Annotated in this window: 16 protein-coding genes; 10 read left to right on the forward strand and 6 right to left on the reverse strand. The window is 40.3% G+C overall.

Annotated elements, in window-relative coordinates:
• From ispF to IE080_RS04205, 3 genes are all read left to right on the forward strand, one after another.
• A complete protein-coding gene (gene ispF / locus IE080_RS04195; RefSeq protein ID WP_189579201.1) occupies nt 1-480 on the forward strand; it encodes a 2-C-methyl-D-erythritol 2,4-cyclodiphosphate synthase in 480 nt (159 codons plus the stop codon).
• A gap of 1 nt (nt 481) precedes the next feature.
• Nucleotides 482-1,165, forward strand: coding sequence for a tRNA (5-methylaminomethyl-2-thiouridine)(34)-methyltransferase MnmC2 (gene mnmC2, locus IE080_RS04200; RefSeq protein WP_189579202.1), 684 nt, complete (start codon nt 482-484; stop codon nt 1,163-1,165).
• 451 nt (nt 1,166-1,616) lie between these two features.
• Complete coding sequence (locus tag IE080_RS04205) at nt 1,617-2,768, forward strand: DUF4221 family protein (protein WP_189579203.1); 1,152 nt, start codon at nt 1,617-1,619, stop codon at nt 2,766-2,768.
• 141 nt (nt 2,769-2,909) lie between these two features.
• Here IE080_RS04205 and IE080_RS04210 read toward each other — a convergent pair whose 3' ends face one another.
• From IE080_RS04210 to IE080_RS04225, 4 genes are all read right to left on the reverse strand, one after another.
• Nucleotides 2,910-3,977: a DUF4934 domain-containing protein gene (locus tag IE080_RS04210; protein WP_189579204.1), complete on the reverse strand. Its 1,068-nt coding sequence runs from the start codon at nt 3,975-3,977 to the stop codon at nt 2,910-2,912.
• Between the two features lie 256 nt (nt 3,978-4,233).
• Nucleotides 4,234-4,842 carry a trimeric intracellular cation channel family protein gene (locus tag IE080_RS04215; RefSeq protein WP_189579205.1) on the reverse strand — a complete coding sequence of 203 codons (609 nt, stop codon included), beginning with the start codon at nt 4,840-4,842 and terminating at the stop codon, nt 4,234-4,236.
• On the reverse strand, nt 4,842-7,667 hold the full coding sequence (uvrA, locus tag IE080_RS04220; protein WP_189579206.1) for an excinuclease ABC subunit UvrA: 2,826 nt from the start codon (nt 7,665-7,667) through the stop codon (nt 4,842-4,844). Before uvrA ends, IE080_RS04215 begins: the two co-directional genes overlap by 1 nt.
• 51 nt (nt 7,668-7,718) lie before the next feature.
• Entirely contained in the window at nt 7,719-8,306 is a 588-nt protein-coding gene (locus IE080_RS04225; RefSeq protein ID WP_189579207.1) for a VTT domain-containing protein, read from the reverse strand.
• A gap of 502 nt (nt 8,307-8,808) precedes the next feature.
• Here IE080_RS04225 and tnpA point away from each other — a divergent pair.
• From tnpA to crtD, 6 genes are all read left to right on the forward strand, one after another.
• Nucleotides 8,809-9,270, forward strand: a complete 462-nt coding sequence (gene tnpA, locus IE080_RS04230) for an IS200/IS605 family transposase (protein WP_189579208.1) — start codon at nt 8,809-8,811, stop codon at nt 9,268-9,270.
• 673 nt (nt 9,271-9,943) lie between these two features.
• On the forward strand, nt 9,944-10,456 hold the full coding sequence (locus tag IE080_RS04235) for an FKBP-type peptidyl-prolyl cis-trans isomerase (protein WP_189579209.1): 513 nt from the start codon (nt 9,944-9,946) through the stop codon (nt 10,454-10,456).
• Nucleotides 10,457-10,477: 21 nt separating this feature from the next.
• On the forward strand, nt 10,478-11,509 hold the full coding sequence (locus tag IE080_RS04240) for an oxidoreductase (protein ID WP_189579210.1): 1,032 nt from the start codon (nt 10,478-10,480) through the stop codon (nt 11,507-11,509).
• Nucleotides 11,510-11,558: 49 nt separating this feature from the next.
• Nucleotides 11,559-11,975 carry an outer membrane insertion C- signal gene (locus IE080_RS04245; RefSeq protein ID WP_189579211.1) on the forward strand — a complete coding sequence of 139 codons (417 nt, stop codon included), beginning with the start codon at nt 11,559-11,561 and terminating at the stop codon, nt 11,973-11,975.
• Between the two features lie 132 nt (nt 11,976-12,107).
• Entirely contained in the window at nt 12,108-13,574 is a 1,467-nt protein-coding gene (locus tag IE080_RS04250; RefSeq protein WP_189579212.1) for a glycine--tRNA ligase, read from the forward strand.
• A gap of 201 nt (nt 13,575-13,775) precedes the next feature.
• On the forward strand, nt 13,776-15,179 hold the full coding sequence (crtD, locus tag IE080_RS04255; protein ID WP_229800508.1) for a 1-hydroxycarotenoid 3,4-desaturase CrtD: 1,404 nt from the start codon (nt 13,776-13,778) through the stop codon (nt 15,177-15,179).
• On the opposite strand, the gene IE080_RS04260 is transcribed toward crtD, so the two are convergent.
• Nucleotides 15,172-15,801 (reverse strand): class I SAM-dependent methyltransferase, encoded by a 630-nt coding sequence (locus IE080_RS04260; protein WP_189579214.1) that lies wholly within the window; start codon nt 15,799-15,801, stop codon nt 15,172-15,174. The genes crtD and IE080_RS04260 overlap by 8 nt on opposite strands.
• Nucleotides 15,791-16,684: a patatin-like phospholipase family protein gene (locus IE080_RS04265; RefSeq protein ID WP_189579215.1), complete on the reverse strand. Its 894-nt coding sequence runs from the start codon at nt 16,682-16,684 to the stop codon at nt 15,791-15,793. Before IE080_RS04265 ends, IE080_RS04260 begins: the two co-directional genes overlap by 11 nt.
• Nucleotides 16,685-16,744: 60 nt before the next feature.
• Between IE080_RS04265 and IE080_RS04270 the strand changes: the two genes are divergently transcribed.
• On the forward strand, nt 16,745-17,167 hold the full coding sequence (locus IE080_RS04270; RefSeq protein WP_189579216.1) for a VOC family protein: 423 nt from the start codon (nt 16,745-16,747) through the stop codon (nt 17,165-17,167).
• Nucleotides 17,168-17,306: the final 139 nt, after the last annotated feature.

The raw sequence follows: 17,306 nt of genomic DNA on the forward strand, positions 1-17,306 counted from the left end.
ATGAATTTTAGAATAGGATTTGGCTATGATGTACATCAATTGAGAGAAGGTTATGACTTTTGGTTGGGTGGTATTAAGTTAGCACATGAAAAAGGGGCCGTAGGCCATTCCGATGCAGATGTACTGATTCATGTTATCTGTGATGCACTTTTGGGCGCAGCTAACATGCGGGATATTGGTTATCATTTTTCCGATAAAGACCCTAAGTATAAAGGAATCGATAGCAAAATTTTATTGCGTGAGGTGATGAAGCTTTTACGCGATGCAGGGTATGAAGTCGGCAATATAGACACCACGGTCTGCTTACAAATCCCCAAAGTCAACCCTCACATCCCAACCATGAAAACTTGCTTGGCAGAGGTAATGGGCGTGGAAGAAGGAGCCATTTCTATCAAGGCCACTACTACCGAGCAATTGGGTTTTGTAGGAAGAGAAGAAGGTGTTTCAGCCTATTGTGTAGCCCTTATTTACAAAAAATAATATGAGTAGAGAGGTAAAAATCATCACCACAGAAGACGGTTCACATTCCTTATATGTACCGGAAATCAACGAAACCTACCACTCCTTTCACGGAGCCTACAGGGAATCTGTGCATGTTTTTATGCTCTATGGCTTAGAAGCTTGGTACATGCGCAACCCCAACAAATTCCCTATTCGAATTTTCGAAGTTGGTTTTGGCACAGGTCTGAATGCTTGGCTAAGTTTGGTATGGGCGGAGCAATACAAAGTACCTGTCCTCTACCATACCATCGAACCTTTCCCTTTACAGGAAGAAGTGTACAAGCAGCTGAATTATACAGAAGTGGATGATAGCATTTACCATTATGCACCATTCTTTCAGGTGTTGCATGAAGCTCCTTGGAATAAAGGTGACATTGTGACCGAGTATTTCAATATGAAAAAAGATGAGGTAACCTTGGAAGATGCCACTCTTTATCCAAGCGATGTGATCTTTTACGATGCTTTTGCTCCCAACAAGCAACCCGAACTTTGGACAAAAGAAATGCTCGCCAAAGCTGTAGACACCCTTAATCCAGGAGGTGTTTTGGTGACCTACTGCGCCAAGGGACAACTCAAACGCGATCTTAAAGAACTTGGACTTCAAGTAGAAACGCTTCCAGGACCTCCGGGAAAAAAGGAGATGACGAGGGCGTGGAAGGTTTAGGGGGGATGTTGGTGGATATTGGTAGATATTAGTAGATATAAATTGATATTTTTTGATATTAGTTATTCGATAATTGAAACATGGTGGAAATAATTGGGAGAGAGATATTGTTGCAGGTGCTGAACAGACCTGGCAGGTTTTAAAAACCTGCTAGGTCTATACCCCTCATTGCTAGCTACTTATTTTTATTTCTACATAAAAGCCCACCGATAAGATTAGAGTTTAAAGTACTTGGATTTCATCAGTCCATCAAAGGGGCGTCAGCCCTGAAATCTAAAGGCTACAGAAGCAAATGAAAAATACAATCCTCTCAACAATTACAACCACCCTTCGCGCTCCTGGCGCAAACTTTACGCCCATTACGAGAACCTTAGCAGTATTAGATTCTTTAACAAAATCTATTTTGGAAAATAATGGATAAATCTCTAGTTTACGAACTAAATTTGGACCTATGAGACTACTATCCATTTGTTTATTAGCTAGTTTGATTCTTTTTTCTTGCGGCGGCAAAGAATCAGAACAAAAGACTGATTATTCTTCCATAAGCTTTACCGTCGATACGGTCATGGTTGACCCGGGAGAGGAGATCTTGAATTTAAAATACGGACTTTTTGTATCAGATATGACCCCAGATAAGCAATTTTTATATCTATGGGATCCTGACCAAAATAAAGTCAATGAAATAGATTTAAATGCCCTGAAATTACGTAATCAGTACCCATTTGAAAAAGAAGGACCTGACGGCGTTGGCAATACTTTTATCAATGTGTTGGCGCTAGTCGATAATAATTTCGTGATTGGTGGTTTTGGTAGTCGTGGATTATTTTCCAAAGATGGAAAGAAGCTACAAGATTTGCGCATCAAACCTGAGGAATTTACCGGTGATAGCTTGGACGCAGGAAGAGATTATGATTCCAAGCCAATTATCTTGGAAAATGCTTCTCAATTAGTCGGTCTTATGAATAATTGGATGGCCGGCACATTCGACTTGGTGAAAACTGATTTTGATAAGAAAACCATTAAGAAATTCACATTTCCAGGCATCGAAGAACTGCCAGATTACAAAATTATCCTCCGAGGAGATAGGATGGTATCCATTACAGGTTCAGAGAAAAACCTCAGAAAAGTAGGTTCCCGAGCAATTTTTAGTAATTCTCCTTATGCTGACTTGTATGTATTGGATATGGATTCTGATAGTATAAGGCACGTAAGCTACACTCCTACCCTCACCAAAGCCCGAAAAAAAGGAGGGTATCCCGATGAAGTAGAAACTGAAAAAGCCATGGAAGAACTACGAGAAACGATTTATGAAGAGATCAATTTTCTGGCACCCATCTGGGACGAGGAAAAAAAGGTATTCTATCGCTTTTCATACACCTCCCATAAAAACCCCTCTTACTCTCCAGATGTTGAGGATTCTCCCAAATTCAAAAACCGTGTTTACCTGACTGTATTAAACGAAAACCTCGAACTCATAGGAGAGTCCTTTTTGGAAAAACTCGACTTCACCCCTCACAGTGCATTTGTAAAAGACGGAATGATTTGGTCCTATTTGAATGTGGATGACGAATTAGCATTTCGAAGAATCAAACTGAATTTATAAGCGTCCACTTAAAAATTGATATATCCTCAGGCGGTCCTTGAAAAAATCTTCGAGGTCTACAAGACCTCAACGATTAAATTTCCATCCTTTCCGTGGATTCCGCGCCTTCCACGAACCAAAAACATCCCAATAGTCAATTGATTACTTCAATTTCACGATTCCGATAATTGGGTTTTGTTCTTCATTTGCTACATCAGCATATGTATCTGTCTTCACATAATAAAATGTATCAGTACTTGCATCCAACAAATTAAGGACAACTACATCCCCTTCATCATCCAACGGTCCACCTTTGAAATTAAATCGCTTTGAGGTATTTCTGTCATACAAGAAAAAATGAATATTGTTAGCCTCCTTATAATAGTGAGCACCCAAATAGTTGGCTGTTGAAAAAATATTGGCAATCCAATATGTTTTGATACCCTTCTCATCTACATGTGGCTCAGCAAAACGTAATTTAGCGTAAGGAACTACCGTATTAGCTGCAATTTGAAAAATTGTATCCCGTAAAAAACCCTCATTTGTAGCTACTGGAGCATAGATAAACGTATTTAATCCATCTGTACTAATAAATTTGTTATAGCCCAAAATACTTGCTTGCCTGTCTTTTCTCACCACCCTCCTTAGTGGAATTGTATCCAAACTAGCAAAAGTTTTGTCCAAAACGTAGAGGGATGTCTCAGTCGCATACCCCTCCTCCACTGGTATTTCATAGGCATTCGAAACAACATAAATGTTGTTATTTTGAATAGATAAATTGCTGATATAGTAATCCAAAGTAAATTCATCTATCAGTTGAAAATCGAAACTGTACACCAATACTTTTTTAGAAGATACCACATAAAATTTTCTTGAATCCTCATCCTTGGCAAAAGCCGAAATAAATCTATGTTCACCAGGACCTTCCCCTTTTTTCCCTACAGCATTTACAAAAAGCCCATCTTGGTCGAAAATTAATATTCTGGAATCATATGTAATGACAACAAAATAGGAATCAATCGTTACCACTTCCTTAATAGTTGTGATCAACGCATCTTCATGATTTTCAAGCGATATTTTAATGACTGATGCTGAAATATCACTCAATGCAAGCTCTTTTTCAGTATTTTTAGTAACGTCAATAGTCAATAACCCTGATACCTCAGCCTTTTTACAAGAAGCCAAAAGCATCACAAAAACAATCAAAAGCTGTATCCTTATACCCTTCATTCTAACTAAGGTATTAAAAAAATATAGATTCGATATCATCGCACAAAAAAATCTTTTGTCTTTTTTTGTAGACTATTCAAGTCATTAGGCTACTTCCCAAGATGTTAGATTATTAAACTTTTTTAAGTCTCCAGCGCAAATACTGCGAGAAAAATTGGGGAACATTTCTGCATCTGTGGTAAACCTTCGAGGTCTCCAAGACCTCAAAGGTTTAATTCCCCTTCCTTTCCATGGATTCTGCGCCTTCCGCGAGCTCCTAATCCAATCGAGGCAAACTCAACTTATACTTCACTGCCAATATCCTAATCGTAAAAATCAACGACCCTGAAATAATCAAATTCCAATCCCGCTCAATGCCAAAATAATTGAGGACTAAATATAAAATCGCCCCAGCCAAACAAGCAGAAGCGTATACCTCCTTGCGGAATAAGATAGGAATTTCATTGACTAAAGTATCTCGGATAACTCCCCCCATCACCGCAGAAAACATCCCCATAATAGCCGCAATCTCGGGACGAACTCCCAATGAAAGTGCCTTTTCCACACCCAATACCGTAAATAAAGCTATCCCCAGGGTATCAAATAGAAACATGGTTTTCCGCAATTTCAACATGATACTTGGAAAGACAAATGCCGTCAAAACTCCAGCTAAAATAGCATACAATACCCAAATATCTCCTACCCATACCAATGGATAGGAGCCCAACAAAATATCCCGCAAACTCCCCCCTCCAATCGCCGTAATAAAACCGGTAAAGCCTGCTCCAAAGACATCATGTTCTTTATCCCGAACCGCTAGAGCACCTGAAATTGCAAACACATAGGTTCCCAACAATTCAAAAGCATATTGAAGGTTAAAGTCCATCAGCGATCAAAATTGATGGTTTCTCTGAGATAATGTGCTGTATGATTATCCTGGACTATTAACATTGCCTCAGGAGTTCCCTCAAAACAAAGATTTCCTCCACGCTCTCCTCCTTCAGGACCTAAATCAATAACCCAATCAGCTGCCCGAATCACTTCTGTATTATGCTCAATGATGATCACAGAATGGCCTTGGTCAATCAATGCCTGAATGGAATGCAGTAACTTTCGGATATCGTGGAAATGAAGTCCCGTGGTAGGTTCATCAAAAACAAAAAGGATATGATCACCAGCTTTCGTGCCTCCTTTTCCTAGGAATGATGCCAACTTCACTCTCTGGGCCTCCCCTCCTGATAAGGTGTTGGAAGACTGACCCATCCCTACATAACCCAATCCTACTTCCTGTAAGGGTTGCAGGCGATTGATAATTTGGCTCTTTCCTTTGAAAAATTCCATCGCCTCATCTATGGTCATCGCTAATACATCAGAGATATCCTTGTCTTGGTATTTAATATCGAGAATTTCGTTTTTGAAACGCTTCCCTTTACAGCTTTCGCAAGTCAGATGAATATCTGCCATAAACTGCATCTCTACAGTCACCGTGCCTTCTCCCTGACATGCCTCGCATCTTCCACCATCCACGTTGAAGGAAAAGAATGCAGGCTTATAGCCCCGCTGCTTTGCTAAAGGCTGTTCTGCATACAAAGTCCTGACCGCATCATATGCTTTCACATAGGTCACAGGATTAGATCGACTGGATTTTCCAATAGGATTTTGATCGACAAACTCAATTTGAGTGATTTTCTTGTAGTCGCCTTCCAGTTTATCAAACTTGCCTGTTTCATCTAAAACAGTACCCAATGTCTTTCCAAGGGCTGGATACAACACTTTTTTAATAAGGGTAGATTTTCCTGAACCAGATACCCCTGTCACCACTGTAAGTGTATTCAATGGAAATTTCACCTGCAAATTCTTCAGGTTATTTTCTCGGGCACCTTTGACCAAGATAAAATCCTTCCAAGTTCGGGGCTGTAATCGGTCTAAAATCTTTTCTTCCCCTTTCAAATATCTAGCGGTATGCGTTTGAGCGCTGGAGAGTAACTGTTGCAAGTTACCTTGGAAAACAAGCTCACCACCCAAGACACCAGCATCTGGGCCAATATCAATGATTTGATCCGCAGCCCGCATGATTTTTTCCTCATGCTCTACTACAATAACGGTATTGCCTAAGTCTCTCAAGGATTTGAGCACTTCAATCAAGCGATCGGTATCTCTCGGATGCAAACCAATACTGGGTTCATCTAAGATATACATGGAGCCTACAAGTGCGGAACCCAAAGAAGTGGCTAGCTTGATCCGCTGATACTCACCTCCTGATAATGTTGAGGTCAGTCGATTGAGGGTTAAGTACCCCAAGCCAACTTTATCTATATATTCAAGACGATTTAAAATCTCCTTGAGCAATCGTTTAGCAACTTTTTGCTCCTGTTCAGTAAGAGAAAGATTTTGGAAAAACGCTAACCCTTTCTCTATTGGAAGCAAGACCAAGTCAGTAATGGATTTCCCTCCAATTTTCACATAAGAAGCATCTTTTCGCAAACGTGTCCCTCTACAATCAGGGCAAGTAGTACGTCCACGGAATCGGGAAAGCATTACCCTGTATTGAATTTTATGGGTCTTGGACTCTAAGTCTTCAAAGAATGCGTTTAATCCTTTGAAGTAAGAATTTCCAGTCCAAAGCAATTCTTGTTCTTCAGGGCTTAAATCTTCATAAGCTCGATGAATAGGGAAATCAAAGTAAATACCTTTTTTCACTAATGGTTCCAACCATTTCCCTGTACTTTCTCCTCTCCAAGGCGCAATAGCTCCTTCAAAGACAGACATACTCTTGTCAGGAATTACCAAATCAGGGTCAATTCCCAAAACAGAACCGAATCCTTCACAGGTTTTACAAGCTCCATAAGGATTATTGAAGGAGAAAAAGTTGACGGAAGGCAGTTCAAAGCTAATCCCATCCAATTCAAATTTATCCGAAAAGGTGCGGGTTACTTCTCCAGGAACAGTGATCGTGCATTCCCCATGCCCTTCGAAAAAGGCTGTTTGTACAGAATCCGCAATACGGAATTGATTATCCTCATCATCCTTTCTCACAGAGGCTCTATCAATTAAGATATCGATTGAACCTTTGGGCACATCCTTGTTTCCAAGTAAATCCTCTACAAAATAGGCTTCACCTTCAATCAATATGCGGGTATATCCCTTTTGTAAGAGCAATTCCAATTCTTGCTCCAAGGTACGTCCGGCCAGGACCTGCAAAGGGCAGGAAATCATGACCTTTTGCCCTTCCTCAAAACTCAAAATAAAATCCACCACATCCGTCACGGTATGATGCTTCACTTCTTCCCCGCTTATTGGGGAATAGGTTTTGCCGATTCTGCTAAAAAGCAATTTGAGGTAATCATATATTTCTGTGGTCGTACCGACAGTAGAGCGAGGGTTTTTGGTAGTTACCTTCTGCTGAATAGCAATTGCAGGAGAAACACCTTTGATGTATTCTACATCCGGCTTTTCCATCCTACCTAAAAATTGACGGGCATAGGAACTCAAGGACTCTACATACATCCGCTGTCCTTCAGCAAATAAGGTATCAAAAGCGAGAGATGATTTTCCTGAACCGGATAGGCCAGTTACCACCACCAATTTATTTCGGGGAATCGCCAAACTCACCCCCTTCAAGTTATTGACGCGGGCATTTTTGATGATGATATATTCTTTGGGATCTAACTGATCGATCTGATCTACAGGAGTAGCAATGGTAGCATTCATAACAGGCAAAGTTACCCATTCAACACTTGAATTGGTAATTTGTTGGTGAAATTACTGTTGGATTTTGTAAAGAATATATGCGTAAACAAAAAAACGCAAGATCCTGAAGAGACTGTTCAGCAAGTACTTTTTCTGAGAAATACCGCTAGAACCTGCCAACAAGGCAATAGCAGAAAAGGGCAAGGGGCTAATGGAGGCTACTATGACCAAGTACGCTCCATATTCTTTGATCAAGGCAAGGTTCTTCCTAATAAATCGATTGTTGGCATTTCGCAAATCGTAGCGCTTGGAGATCATTCTTCCCAGGTTAAAATTGATCCAACCAGCAGCATAAGAAATAATTGAGAGAATGAGAATGGCTAAGTAATATGGCCCTAAACTTTTTGTTTCCAGAGCCCATAGCATAAAGACTTCGGGAGGAACTATGCCAAAAAGGTGTTCTGAAGCTACAAATACAGTCATTACCAAAGTAGGATTGTTATAGATAGCCCCAAACCACTCCTCCCGTGCCTCTGCCCCGATCAAGTGTCGAATAATAAAAAACAGCCCTACCAAAAGCCCAAGAAAGAAGAAACCCTTCCCTACCTGATAGAGCATAAATTTGGTTTTTTGAGCCGCTGTCGGTTGTCCAAATTCCATGGATGAATATAGTGTGTTTTTGACAGGGTTGAAAAAAAGGATGTAATTTCAATTGGAAAAAGGTTGGGTTCACAAAGACCTGCCTGGCGAAAGACAGGGGCGAAGAGACACAAAAAAATTATTCCCTGAAAGTTTCACGCAAGAGGCATAGCCCTGATATCTTCGTAGCACAGATTTTCAATGGTTGTTTAAGAGGCGCGTAGCGCTGATATCTTATCCATTAGTGGCCAATCCAAAAATAACCGATGCAATACACCATTTTCCAAATGTCCAAAATTCTGAGCAGTAGCCTCTAGACCTCAGGGCTGACGCCCCTCTGATCTCGTGCTATCCCTTTTTTTCTACGAAGATCGCAGGGCTAGCGCCCCTAAAGGGTATTATACAAATAGTAGTTGTTACAAGTAAAAAATGTACGCCTCTAAATTAAGTACTTAAGTTGGTATCCATTTTGAGTTTTTTCACCCTCAAATTTTAAATTAGAGCATTCTAAATCCAAATCATTGTGCCAAATACATATACCCAACTTTTCACACAATATGTTTTTGCTGTAAAAGGAAGAACAAAATTCATTAAAGAACCTTATAGGGAAGAAGTTGAAAAAATCATGTGTGGATTAGTAACAAAGAATAAATGTAAAACATATTCCATTTACTGCAATCCTGATCATGTCCACATTTTTGTTGGAATGCATCCTTCTATTTCTCCATCCAAATTAATGGAACAAGTTAAATCTGGCTCCTCCAACTGGATCAATGGAAAAAGAATCGTAGTTGGCAAATTTGCTTGGCAGGATGGATATGGAGCTTTTTCTTATTCTAAATCACAAATTGACAATGTTGTAAAATATGTCTTAAATCAACCTATCCACCATAAAAAACAGAGTTTTAGAGAGGAATACCTTTTAATGTTAAAAAAATTTGAGGTAGAGTATGACCCCAAATATTTATTTGAGTGGTATGATTGATTATTATCACAATAGTTGAAAAAAATAGGTAAAAAAGGGGCGTAGCCCTGATATCTTCGTAGCACGGATTTTCAATAGTGGTTTAAAAGGCGCGTAGCGCTGATATCTTGTCCGTTAATGCCAATTATAAACGATATAATATAACATCTTCCAAGCATCCAAAATTCTTTGCAGTAGCCTCTAGATCGCAGGGCTATCGCCCCTAAAGCTGGACTGATGGAATTAAATTGCATGTTTTTGTTCAGGGATGGTAAAATAAGGTTAGGTTTAAATCTAGCCATATTGACGGGGCATATTTTGCATGAGTTGGGCTACATCCGCAAATCTGTTAGTTATTCTGAAGGAAGAAATAACATTAAGTAGCTATTTATCAAAGGTGTAGTCCTGGCAGGTTTTAAAAACCTACCAGGACTTTTCCGCGCCTGCACCAATATCTCTCTCCCAATTATTTCTGCCTTATTTCAACTTTATTTCCACCTTATTTCAATTATCGAATATCCAATATCAAAAAATATCCATCAATATCAATCAATATCCCACTCTCCCAATTATTTCAACTTTATTTCTACATTATTTCAACCAAGAGCGTATTTCTAATTATCAAAGCATTAACGAACACCCCATTTCCTTATCTACCGGGATTTTAGTAATCTTGTACTTTCAATATATCATCATGAAAATAGAAAAAAATAAAGTTGTAGCCGTAAGTTACGAGCTACATGTAGACGATGGAGAGAGCGGCATGGAGTTTTTCGAAAAGGTGGATAAAGAGCAGCCGTTTTACTTTTTATTTGGAGCAGGCAATCTATTACCTGCCCTAGAACATGCACTTGAGGGTAAAGAAGTTGGAGACACCTTCGATGTTTTTATTGACTTTGAAAATGCTTACGGAGACTATGATGAAAATAAAAAGGTAATCATCCCAAAATCCAACTTCAAAGAAAATGGGCAGAAACAAAAAGATTTATTGAAAGTAGGAAAAGTGATTCCCATGCAAGATGATAAAGGCAACCAACTCCGTGGAGAAATCATCAAAATAGATTACAAAGGAGTTCATATGGATTTCAACTCTCCTTTGGCTGGATTTGACTTGCATTTTAAAGGGGAAATTGTAGCCATTCGTGATGCTGACCCAGAAGAGATTGACCATGGCCATGTTCATGGCCCAGGAGGTCACCATCATTAATTCTTTTTAATTACAATTGACATGTCTAAAATCAGAGTTGGCTTAGTCGGCTATGGATCGGTAGGTGAAAAATTTCATGCTCCCTTAATCAGTGTTTGTCCTGGGATGGAATTGACAGCTGTTGTCGAGCGAAAAAGCAATCGCTCCCAGGAAAAGTATCCCGATGTGACGGTTTATCGAAGTTTGGAGGACCTCTTGGAAGCAGATGCCGCTGATTTGATTGTCATCGTCACACCTAATGAATTTCATTATACCCAAGCCAAACTCGCATTGGAAGCGGGAAAACATGTGGTTGTGGACAAACCAGTTACTGTTCATTCCCATGAAGCGGAAGCGCTGCATGCCTTAGCTCAAGAAAAAGGACTTATACTCTCGGTATTCCAAAACCGACGATTGGACGGGGACATACGAACTGTGCAGAAATTGCTTCAGGAAGGAACCTTGGGAAGAATCGTCCATTTCGAATCTCATTTCGACCGATTCAGACCTGATTTAGTCGATAATTGGAGGGAAAAAGATGTTCCCGGTAATGGAATTACGTATGATCTAGGTACCCACTTAATTGACCAAGCAGTCTTGCTATTTGGTAAGCCTACCTCGGTACAAGCAACTATTCTCAAGCAAAGGAATAACGCGGTAGCGGATGATTTCTTTGATATCACCCTACACTATCCAGGTATCCATTGCCGGTTGACAGCTTCCTGTATGAGCAATGTTCCGATGATGAAGTTTTTAATCTTAGGAGAAAAAGGAAGCTACATCAAGTACGGCTTGGATGTACAAGAAAAAGCATTGAAAGAAGAACGAACTCCCAAAGGACCAAACTGGGGAATGGAGCCTGCCCAATCTTGGGGTCAATTACATTTGGCTCATGCGAGCATGTCCTACCCTACAGAGCGTGGAGACTATCGCTTGTACTATCAAAATATCGCTGAGGCAATCCAAGGGAAATCCTCTCTTTTGGTGAAAATGGAGGAAGCTATCTTAGTCTTGAGAATTATTGAGGCAGCTTTTGAGAGTCATCAAACAGGCAAAAAAATCACACTTGCCTAGTTTTGGCCCATTATTTGTCCGGCACACTAAAGAACCAACTACTTATTTTATGAGAAAACTATTTGTTTTGATCTTCCTATTATTTGGAGGGCTAGTAATCAATTCCCAAGCTCAAATTGCTGCCGGAATTCAGCGATTAAGTTCTGACACCTTTGTAGGTATAGGCACAGATCCTGATAATCAGATTTTTGGAGAAGCTAGATTATCAACGGGACGCAGTGTAGGCATTGAAGGAACTTTCGGTTACAACTTTATCAAAAGAGATGAGGTGAATTTCTATTCTGGGTTTCATCTGGGATCAGAAGGAGATAGCAATGGATTTTATTTGGGTATTCCATTCGGCTTATTAGTTAAGCCATTTAACTCTAAAAATGTGGGTGTCTCTATGGAGGCTAGTCCAATCTTCCCTAATGAGCGAAGAAATTACTTTAGAGCCGGTCTCGGTCTGAAGTACACCTTCCGTTAATTATCAACAAAACAATCTTTTGCAAAAATCCTTTCATATTTTTCACATGAAAGGATTTTTTTATGTCAATTATTCAGGAATAGACTAGACCTTTACCTTGCTATTCAGTCATTTTACTTATTTTTGCGCCCTATGGCAAAGAACGAACAAACTGCGGAAAACGCACAATTGAAAGATATCATTGCACATGCCAAAGAATACGGTTTTGTGTATCCATCCTCCGAGATTTACGATGGACTTCAAGCAGTCTATGACTTTGGACCTTATGGAGTAGAGTTAAAAAACAATTTGAAGCGTCTGTGGTGGGAAACCATGACCCGATTGAATGATAACATCGTTGGGATTGATGCTGCAATTTTTATGCATCCAACTACCTGGAAGGCTTCCGGTCACGTAGATAGTTTCAACGATCCGATGATTGACAACAAGGATTCCAAGAAACGCTACAGAGCGGATGTCCTGATTGAAGAAAAAGCTGCCACCTACGAAAAGGCCGGAGATAAAGAGCGTGCACAGAATCTACTGAATGCGATGGCTCGACTGCTAGAGGCTGAAGACTTAGCTGGTGTCAGAGAATTGATCATCAATGAAGGAATTACATGTCCACTTTCAGGAACATCAAATTGGACAGAAGTACGTCAGTTTAACTTGATGTTTTCGACGCAAGTAGGCTCTGTGGCTGAAGATGCTTCTACCATCTATTTGAGACCAGAGACTGCACAAGGTATTTTTGTCAACTTCCTGAATGTACAGAAAACGGCCCGCATGAAAGTTCCCTTTGGTATTGCCCAAATTGGAAAAGCCTTTAGAAATGAAATTGTCGCAAGACAGTTTATCTTCCGTATGCGTGAATTTGAGCAAATGGAAATGCAGTTCTTCGTGCGACCTGGCTCCGAACTTGATTGGTACAAAGAATGGGCAGGTACGCGTATGCAATGGCACAAAGCACTTGGTATCCCGGAAGAAAAATTAAGAAGACATGACCATGAAAAGCTGGCGCACTATGCCAATGCTGCCATGGATATCGAGTTTGAATTTCCTTTTGGTTTTAAAGAGGTAGAAGGAATTCACTCCCGAACTGATTTTGATTTGAAGAGCCATCAGGAATACTCTAAAAAGAAACAGCAGTATTTCGATCCTGAAATCAATCAAAATTACATTCCTTATGTCATAGAAACCTCCATTGGAGCCGATCGTCTTTTCTTGATGACCCTTTGCAATGCCTATGTCAATGAGCATGTGGATGGAAAAGAGCGTACGTACTTGAAGTTTCACCCTGCTATCGCTCCGGTAAAAGCGGCGATTCTTCCGTTGACCAAAAAAGATGGGCTGCCAGAAAAAGGTCAGGAAATCGTCAACTTGTTGAAATACGACTTCAATATTGTCTATGAAGATGCCGCTTCCATCGGAAAACGTTATACCCGTCAGGACTTGATAGGAACTCCTTTCTGTATTGCGGTAGACCATCAAACCTTGGAAGATAATACAGTTACTATCCGTCACCGAGATACCACTGAACAAGAACGCGTCGCAATTGGAGATTTACATAAGCGCCTGAGCGAGGCATGCAGTTTCCGCAGAGTATTCGAAAAGTGCTGATGAAAATCAGCTTTATAAATGGAACCCTTTTCAGCGTTTGTTGAAAAGGGTTTTTTAATTTTGAGCAAATCCAAGGTAAGCTTTATGAGGATAGCTTGAACATTTCGGTATGGGATTAGTATTGATCAAAGAAATTAACAAAAGGTGAAAAAGGTAATTGTAATCGGAGCAGGTATTGCAGGTATTGCTTCCGCTATCCGCATGGCATGTAAAGGTTTTGAAGTAACAGTGTTGGAGTCCAACAGCTATCCAGGAGGTAAGCTATCGGAATTTCAATTACATGGCTATCGCTTTGACGCAGGACCTTCACTCTTTACTTTGCCTGAGCAAGTAGAGGAATTATTCCGGTTAGCAGGAAAGAATCCCTCGGATTATTTTCAATACACCAAACTACCTGTCGCCTGTCATTACTTTTGGGAAGATGGGAAGCGGGTACATGCGTATGCTGATTTGGAGAAGTTTGCAGAAGAAGTAGAAACACAGCTGGGAGAACCAAAAGCAAATATCCGACAGGCCTTGCAGAAGTCGTCCTTTATTTACGAGCACTTAGCCCCGCTTTTCATGCATCGCTCACTTCACCGTTGGCAGACTTGGCTCAATGCGCAGGCACTCAAATGTTACCTGAAGCTTGGGAAGCTAGGCATCTTTAGCACCATGCACAAAGCAAACCAAGCCCAATTTAAGCAGGAAAAGACTGTACAGCTATTTAACCGCTATGCAACCTACAATGGCTCCAACCCTTATGAAACACCTGCGACTCTGAACATCATCCCACATTTGGAATTCAATATAGGTGCTTACTTTCCAAACAAAGGGATGTTTGATATCACCAATAGCCTGTACAAACTCGCCAAAAACCTGGGTGTACACTTTATTTTCAATACCAAAGTAGAAGAAGTAATGGTAGAGGGGAAACGAGTGAACGGCGTTAAAACTGAGGACAAAACCTATCCAGCGACCATTGTCATCAATAACATGGATATGGTCAATGCCTATAAAACTATCCTTCGCAAACAAAAACAACCAGAAAAGCTACTCAATCAACCCAAATCTTCTTCCGCCCTGATCTTCTATTGGGGCATCAAGCGGGAGTTTAAAGAGTTAGACCTTCATAATATTCTCTTCAGCGAGAATTATCAAGAGGAATTTGACCACATCTTCAATAAAGGAAGCATTTACGAAGACCCAACGGTGTATATCAATATCACATCGGTGTACAAAAAAGACGATGCGCCGGAAGGCTGCATGAACTGGTTTACCATGATCAATGTACCCAATAATCAGGGACAAGATTGGGACCACATGATCACAGATGCCAAAAAAGCCATCATCCAAAAAATCAACCGTATCCTCCAAACAGACATTGAACCTTTGATTGAAGTAGAGCAAATACTGGAACCAAGAACCATTGAATCCAAAACTTCTTCTGCCAATGGTGCCTTGTATGGAAACAGTTCCAATAACCGCTATGCAGCTTTTCTCCGACATGCTAATTTCTCTTCGGATATCGCCAATCTCTATTTTGTAGGTGGAAGTGTGCATCCGGGCGGAGGTATTCCACTTTGCTTACTTTCCGCCAAAATCATGGGAGATATGGTTAAATAAGCCGATAGCCTTTTTCTAACACAAAAACACCCATCGCACGCTGCCCATGTACCAAAACGGATTTTGGCGGCTCCAAATACGAAAGAGGAAATTTCTCCAAAAGGGAGTTTAGAAGGCTTTCTTTCAATATGAATCTCTCAGAACCATCGGGAAGTACATATACTCCATCTCCTAAATGAGGGGCATTAGCCAAAATCCCGCCTGCATCTGTACACATGCGCAGGAAAAACACTCCACCTGGCTTGAGTATGCGTACATGTTCGGCAAACATCTGTATAAACTCCTCCTCGGACTGAGCAAAATGGAGCACTGCTGAGCTTATGACAGCATCAAAGGCTGCCTCGTGGAAAGGAATCTCCTGAGCATTCCCCTCTTGAAACCGTAACAGATCGTAAGACGGTTGAATGGTTTTTGCATAAATTCTAGCCATTTGAATAGCTATAGGATTGGGGTCAATTCCAAAGATTTTATAGCCCTCACGAAGAAAATAAATGGTGTTTCTACCCTCCCCACACCCTACATCCAAGATATTCATATCCTTGGTAAAGCGCCCTTTGAGGATCTGATCCAAGAGATAGATATCAATAGTACCAATTAGTTTATTTAAGTCTTCAATTCCCATGTTCAAATGCTTCGATTGCTTGTTTCATTTTATCTTTACCAATCTGAATCAGCTCCGGTGCCTTTTCAAATTCCAGGGTGCCCGCCTGGTCACGTGCGATTTCAATCAGGATATCTACCTCATGTTTTGCTATCACCAAATCTGAAAGTTTATCTTGCAAGAGGTCGAAGGAATAGTTGAGCAAATCAACGAAGCCCATGCCTTTATGTTTCTCCTCTTTTCCTTCGTCTTTAAAATACTTGCTAACCTTTTGCTTATACTCCTTCATCCAAGAAGGTAACTGAAGAGCTTCTTTCTCCTTTACTTTCTTGACTTTGACCAAAGCATCTAGGGAACCATTTAGATCCACAGCAACCATGATTTCACCCAATTCTTTTTTAGGAATAATATCAAATGGGATGGGATTCAGAATACCTCCATCGATGTATTCATGCTTTCCAATTTTGGCAGGAGTTAAAACCGAGGGAATTGAAACCGATGCCCTAATTGCTTCATACAAACTCCCTGAATGGAAGACTTTTTCCTTACCATTAGGAATCTCAACTGCTGTGCAATAAAACGGAACCTTCAAATTTTCGATCTGACAATCCTCAATAAGCTTTTTTAGCTCACCAAATACCTTTTCCCCTTTGATAAAGCCACGACTGGAAAAGGTAAAATCCATTAAGGAAAATACATCTACCTTGTCTAAGTTACAAATCCATTCCTTGAATTTTGGAAGATTACCTGTGGCATAAATCCCGCCTACTAACGCTCCTGCCGAACAACCAGCGATAGAAACAATCTCATAACCTGCCTCTTCCAAAGCCTCAATTGCCCCGATATGTGCCATACCCCGTGCACCACCACTGGATAACACCAATGAAACAGTTTTCTTACCCATTTGTAAAAGCCTTTTTTTAAAGTGAAAAATTTGATTGATTTTTGTCAAAAATAAGGAAATATGAATCAATTCAAGCCATTTCATTTAGCTTTTCCCATTCGGGATATAGAAGAGACACGGGCATTTTATGGAGACCTATTGGGTTGTGAAATTGGAAGAAGCACCGACAAATGGATAGACTTCAACTTTTTTGGACATCAACTTTCTGCACATGTAAAGCCAGATGAACTCGCACAGGTCCGTGCCAATGAAGTAGATGGAAAAAATGTCCCCGTAAGACACTTTGGAGCCATCCTTCCATGGGATGAATGGCATACCTTGGCAGATCACCTCAAGGCTAACGGAATCCAGTTTGTGATTGAACCCTACATTCGATTCCAAGGTGAAGTTGGAGAACAGGCAACCATGTTTTTCTTAGATCCCGCTGGAAATGCACTAGAATTCAAATCATTCCAAGACCCAAATCAAATATTCGCCAAATAACAACAATCACTAACGCATGTGGGTGGAATTTTCTTTTAAATTCCACCCACATAGGCTTATTCTTTAAAATAAAATTTTCCCCAGGCAGGATTTTTTTAAAGCTGAAAAAGGAACTCTTCCCGGCAAATTTTCATTTGGA

It is taken from the genome of Mongoliitalea lutea, assembly GCF_014652135.1.
In the GTDB taxonomy this organism is placed as follows: Bacteria; Bacteroidota; Bacteroidia; order Cytophagales; family Cyclobacteriaceae; genus Mongoliitalea; species Mongoliitalea lutea.

Coding starts and splice junctions, on each gene's coding strand:
- IE080_RS04250 (WP_189579212.1), top strand. CDS start 12,108: ATGGCAAAGAACGAACAAACTGCGGAAAACGCACAATTGAAAGATATC.
- crtD (WP_229800508.1), top strand. CDS start 13,776: ATGGCATGTAAAGGTTTTGAAGTAACAGTGTTGGAGTCCAACAGCTAT.
- IE080_RS04245 (WP_189579211.1), top strand. CDS start 11,559: ATGAGAAAACTATTTGTTTTGATCTTCCTATTATTTGGAGGGCTAGTA.
- ispF (WP_189579201.1), top strand. CDS start 1: ATGAATTTTAGAATAGGATTTGGCTATGATGTACATCAATTGAGAGAA.
- IE080_RS04215 (WP_189579205.1), bottom strand. CDS start 4,842: ATGGACTTTAACCTTCAATATGCTTTTGAATTGTTGGGAACCTATGTG.
- IE080_RS04265 (WP_189579215.1), bottom strand. CDS start 16,684: ATGGGTAAGAAAACTGTTTCATTGGTGTTATCCAGTGGTGGTGCACGG.
- IE080_RS04270 (WP_189579216.1), top strand. CDS start 16,745: ATGAATCAATTCAAGCCATTTCATTTAGCTTTTCCCATTCGGGATATA.
- mnmC2 (WP_189579202.1), top strand. CDS start 482: ATGAGTAGAGAGGTAAAAATCATCACCACAGAAGACGGTTCACATTCC.
- IE080_RS04240 (WP_189579210.1), top strand. CDS start 10,478: ATGTCTAAAATCAGAGTTGGCTTAGTCGGCTATGGATCGGTAGGTGAA.
- uvrA (WP_189579206.1), bottom strand. CDS start 7,667: ATGAATGCTACCATTGCTACTCCTGTAGATCAGATCGATCAGTTAGAT.
- IE080_RS04260 (WP_189579214.1), bottom strand. CDS start 15,801: ATGGGAATTGAAGACTTAAATAAACTAATTGGTACTATTGATATCTAT.
- IE080_RS04210 (WP_189579204.1), bottom strand. CDS start 3,977: ATGAAGGGTATAAGGATACAGCTTTTGATTGTTTTTGTGATGCTTTTG.
- IE080_RS04225 (WP_189579207.1), bottom strand. CDS start 8,306: ATGGAATTTGGACAACCGACAGCGGCTCAAAAAACCAAATTTATGCTC.
- IE080_RS04205 (WP_189579203.1), top strand. CDS start 1,617: ATGAGACTACTATCCATTTGTTTATTAGCTAGTTTGATTCTTTTTTCT.
- IE080_RS04235 (WP_189579209.1), top strand. CDS start 9,944: ATGAAAATAGAAAAAAATAAAGTTGTAGCCGTAAGTTACGAGCTACAT.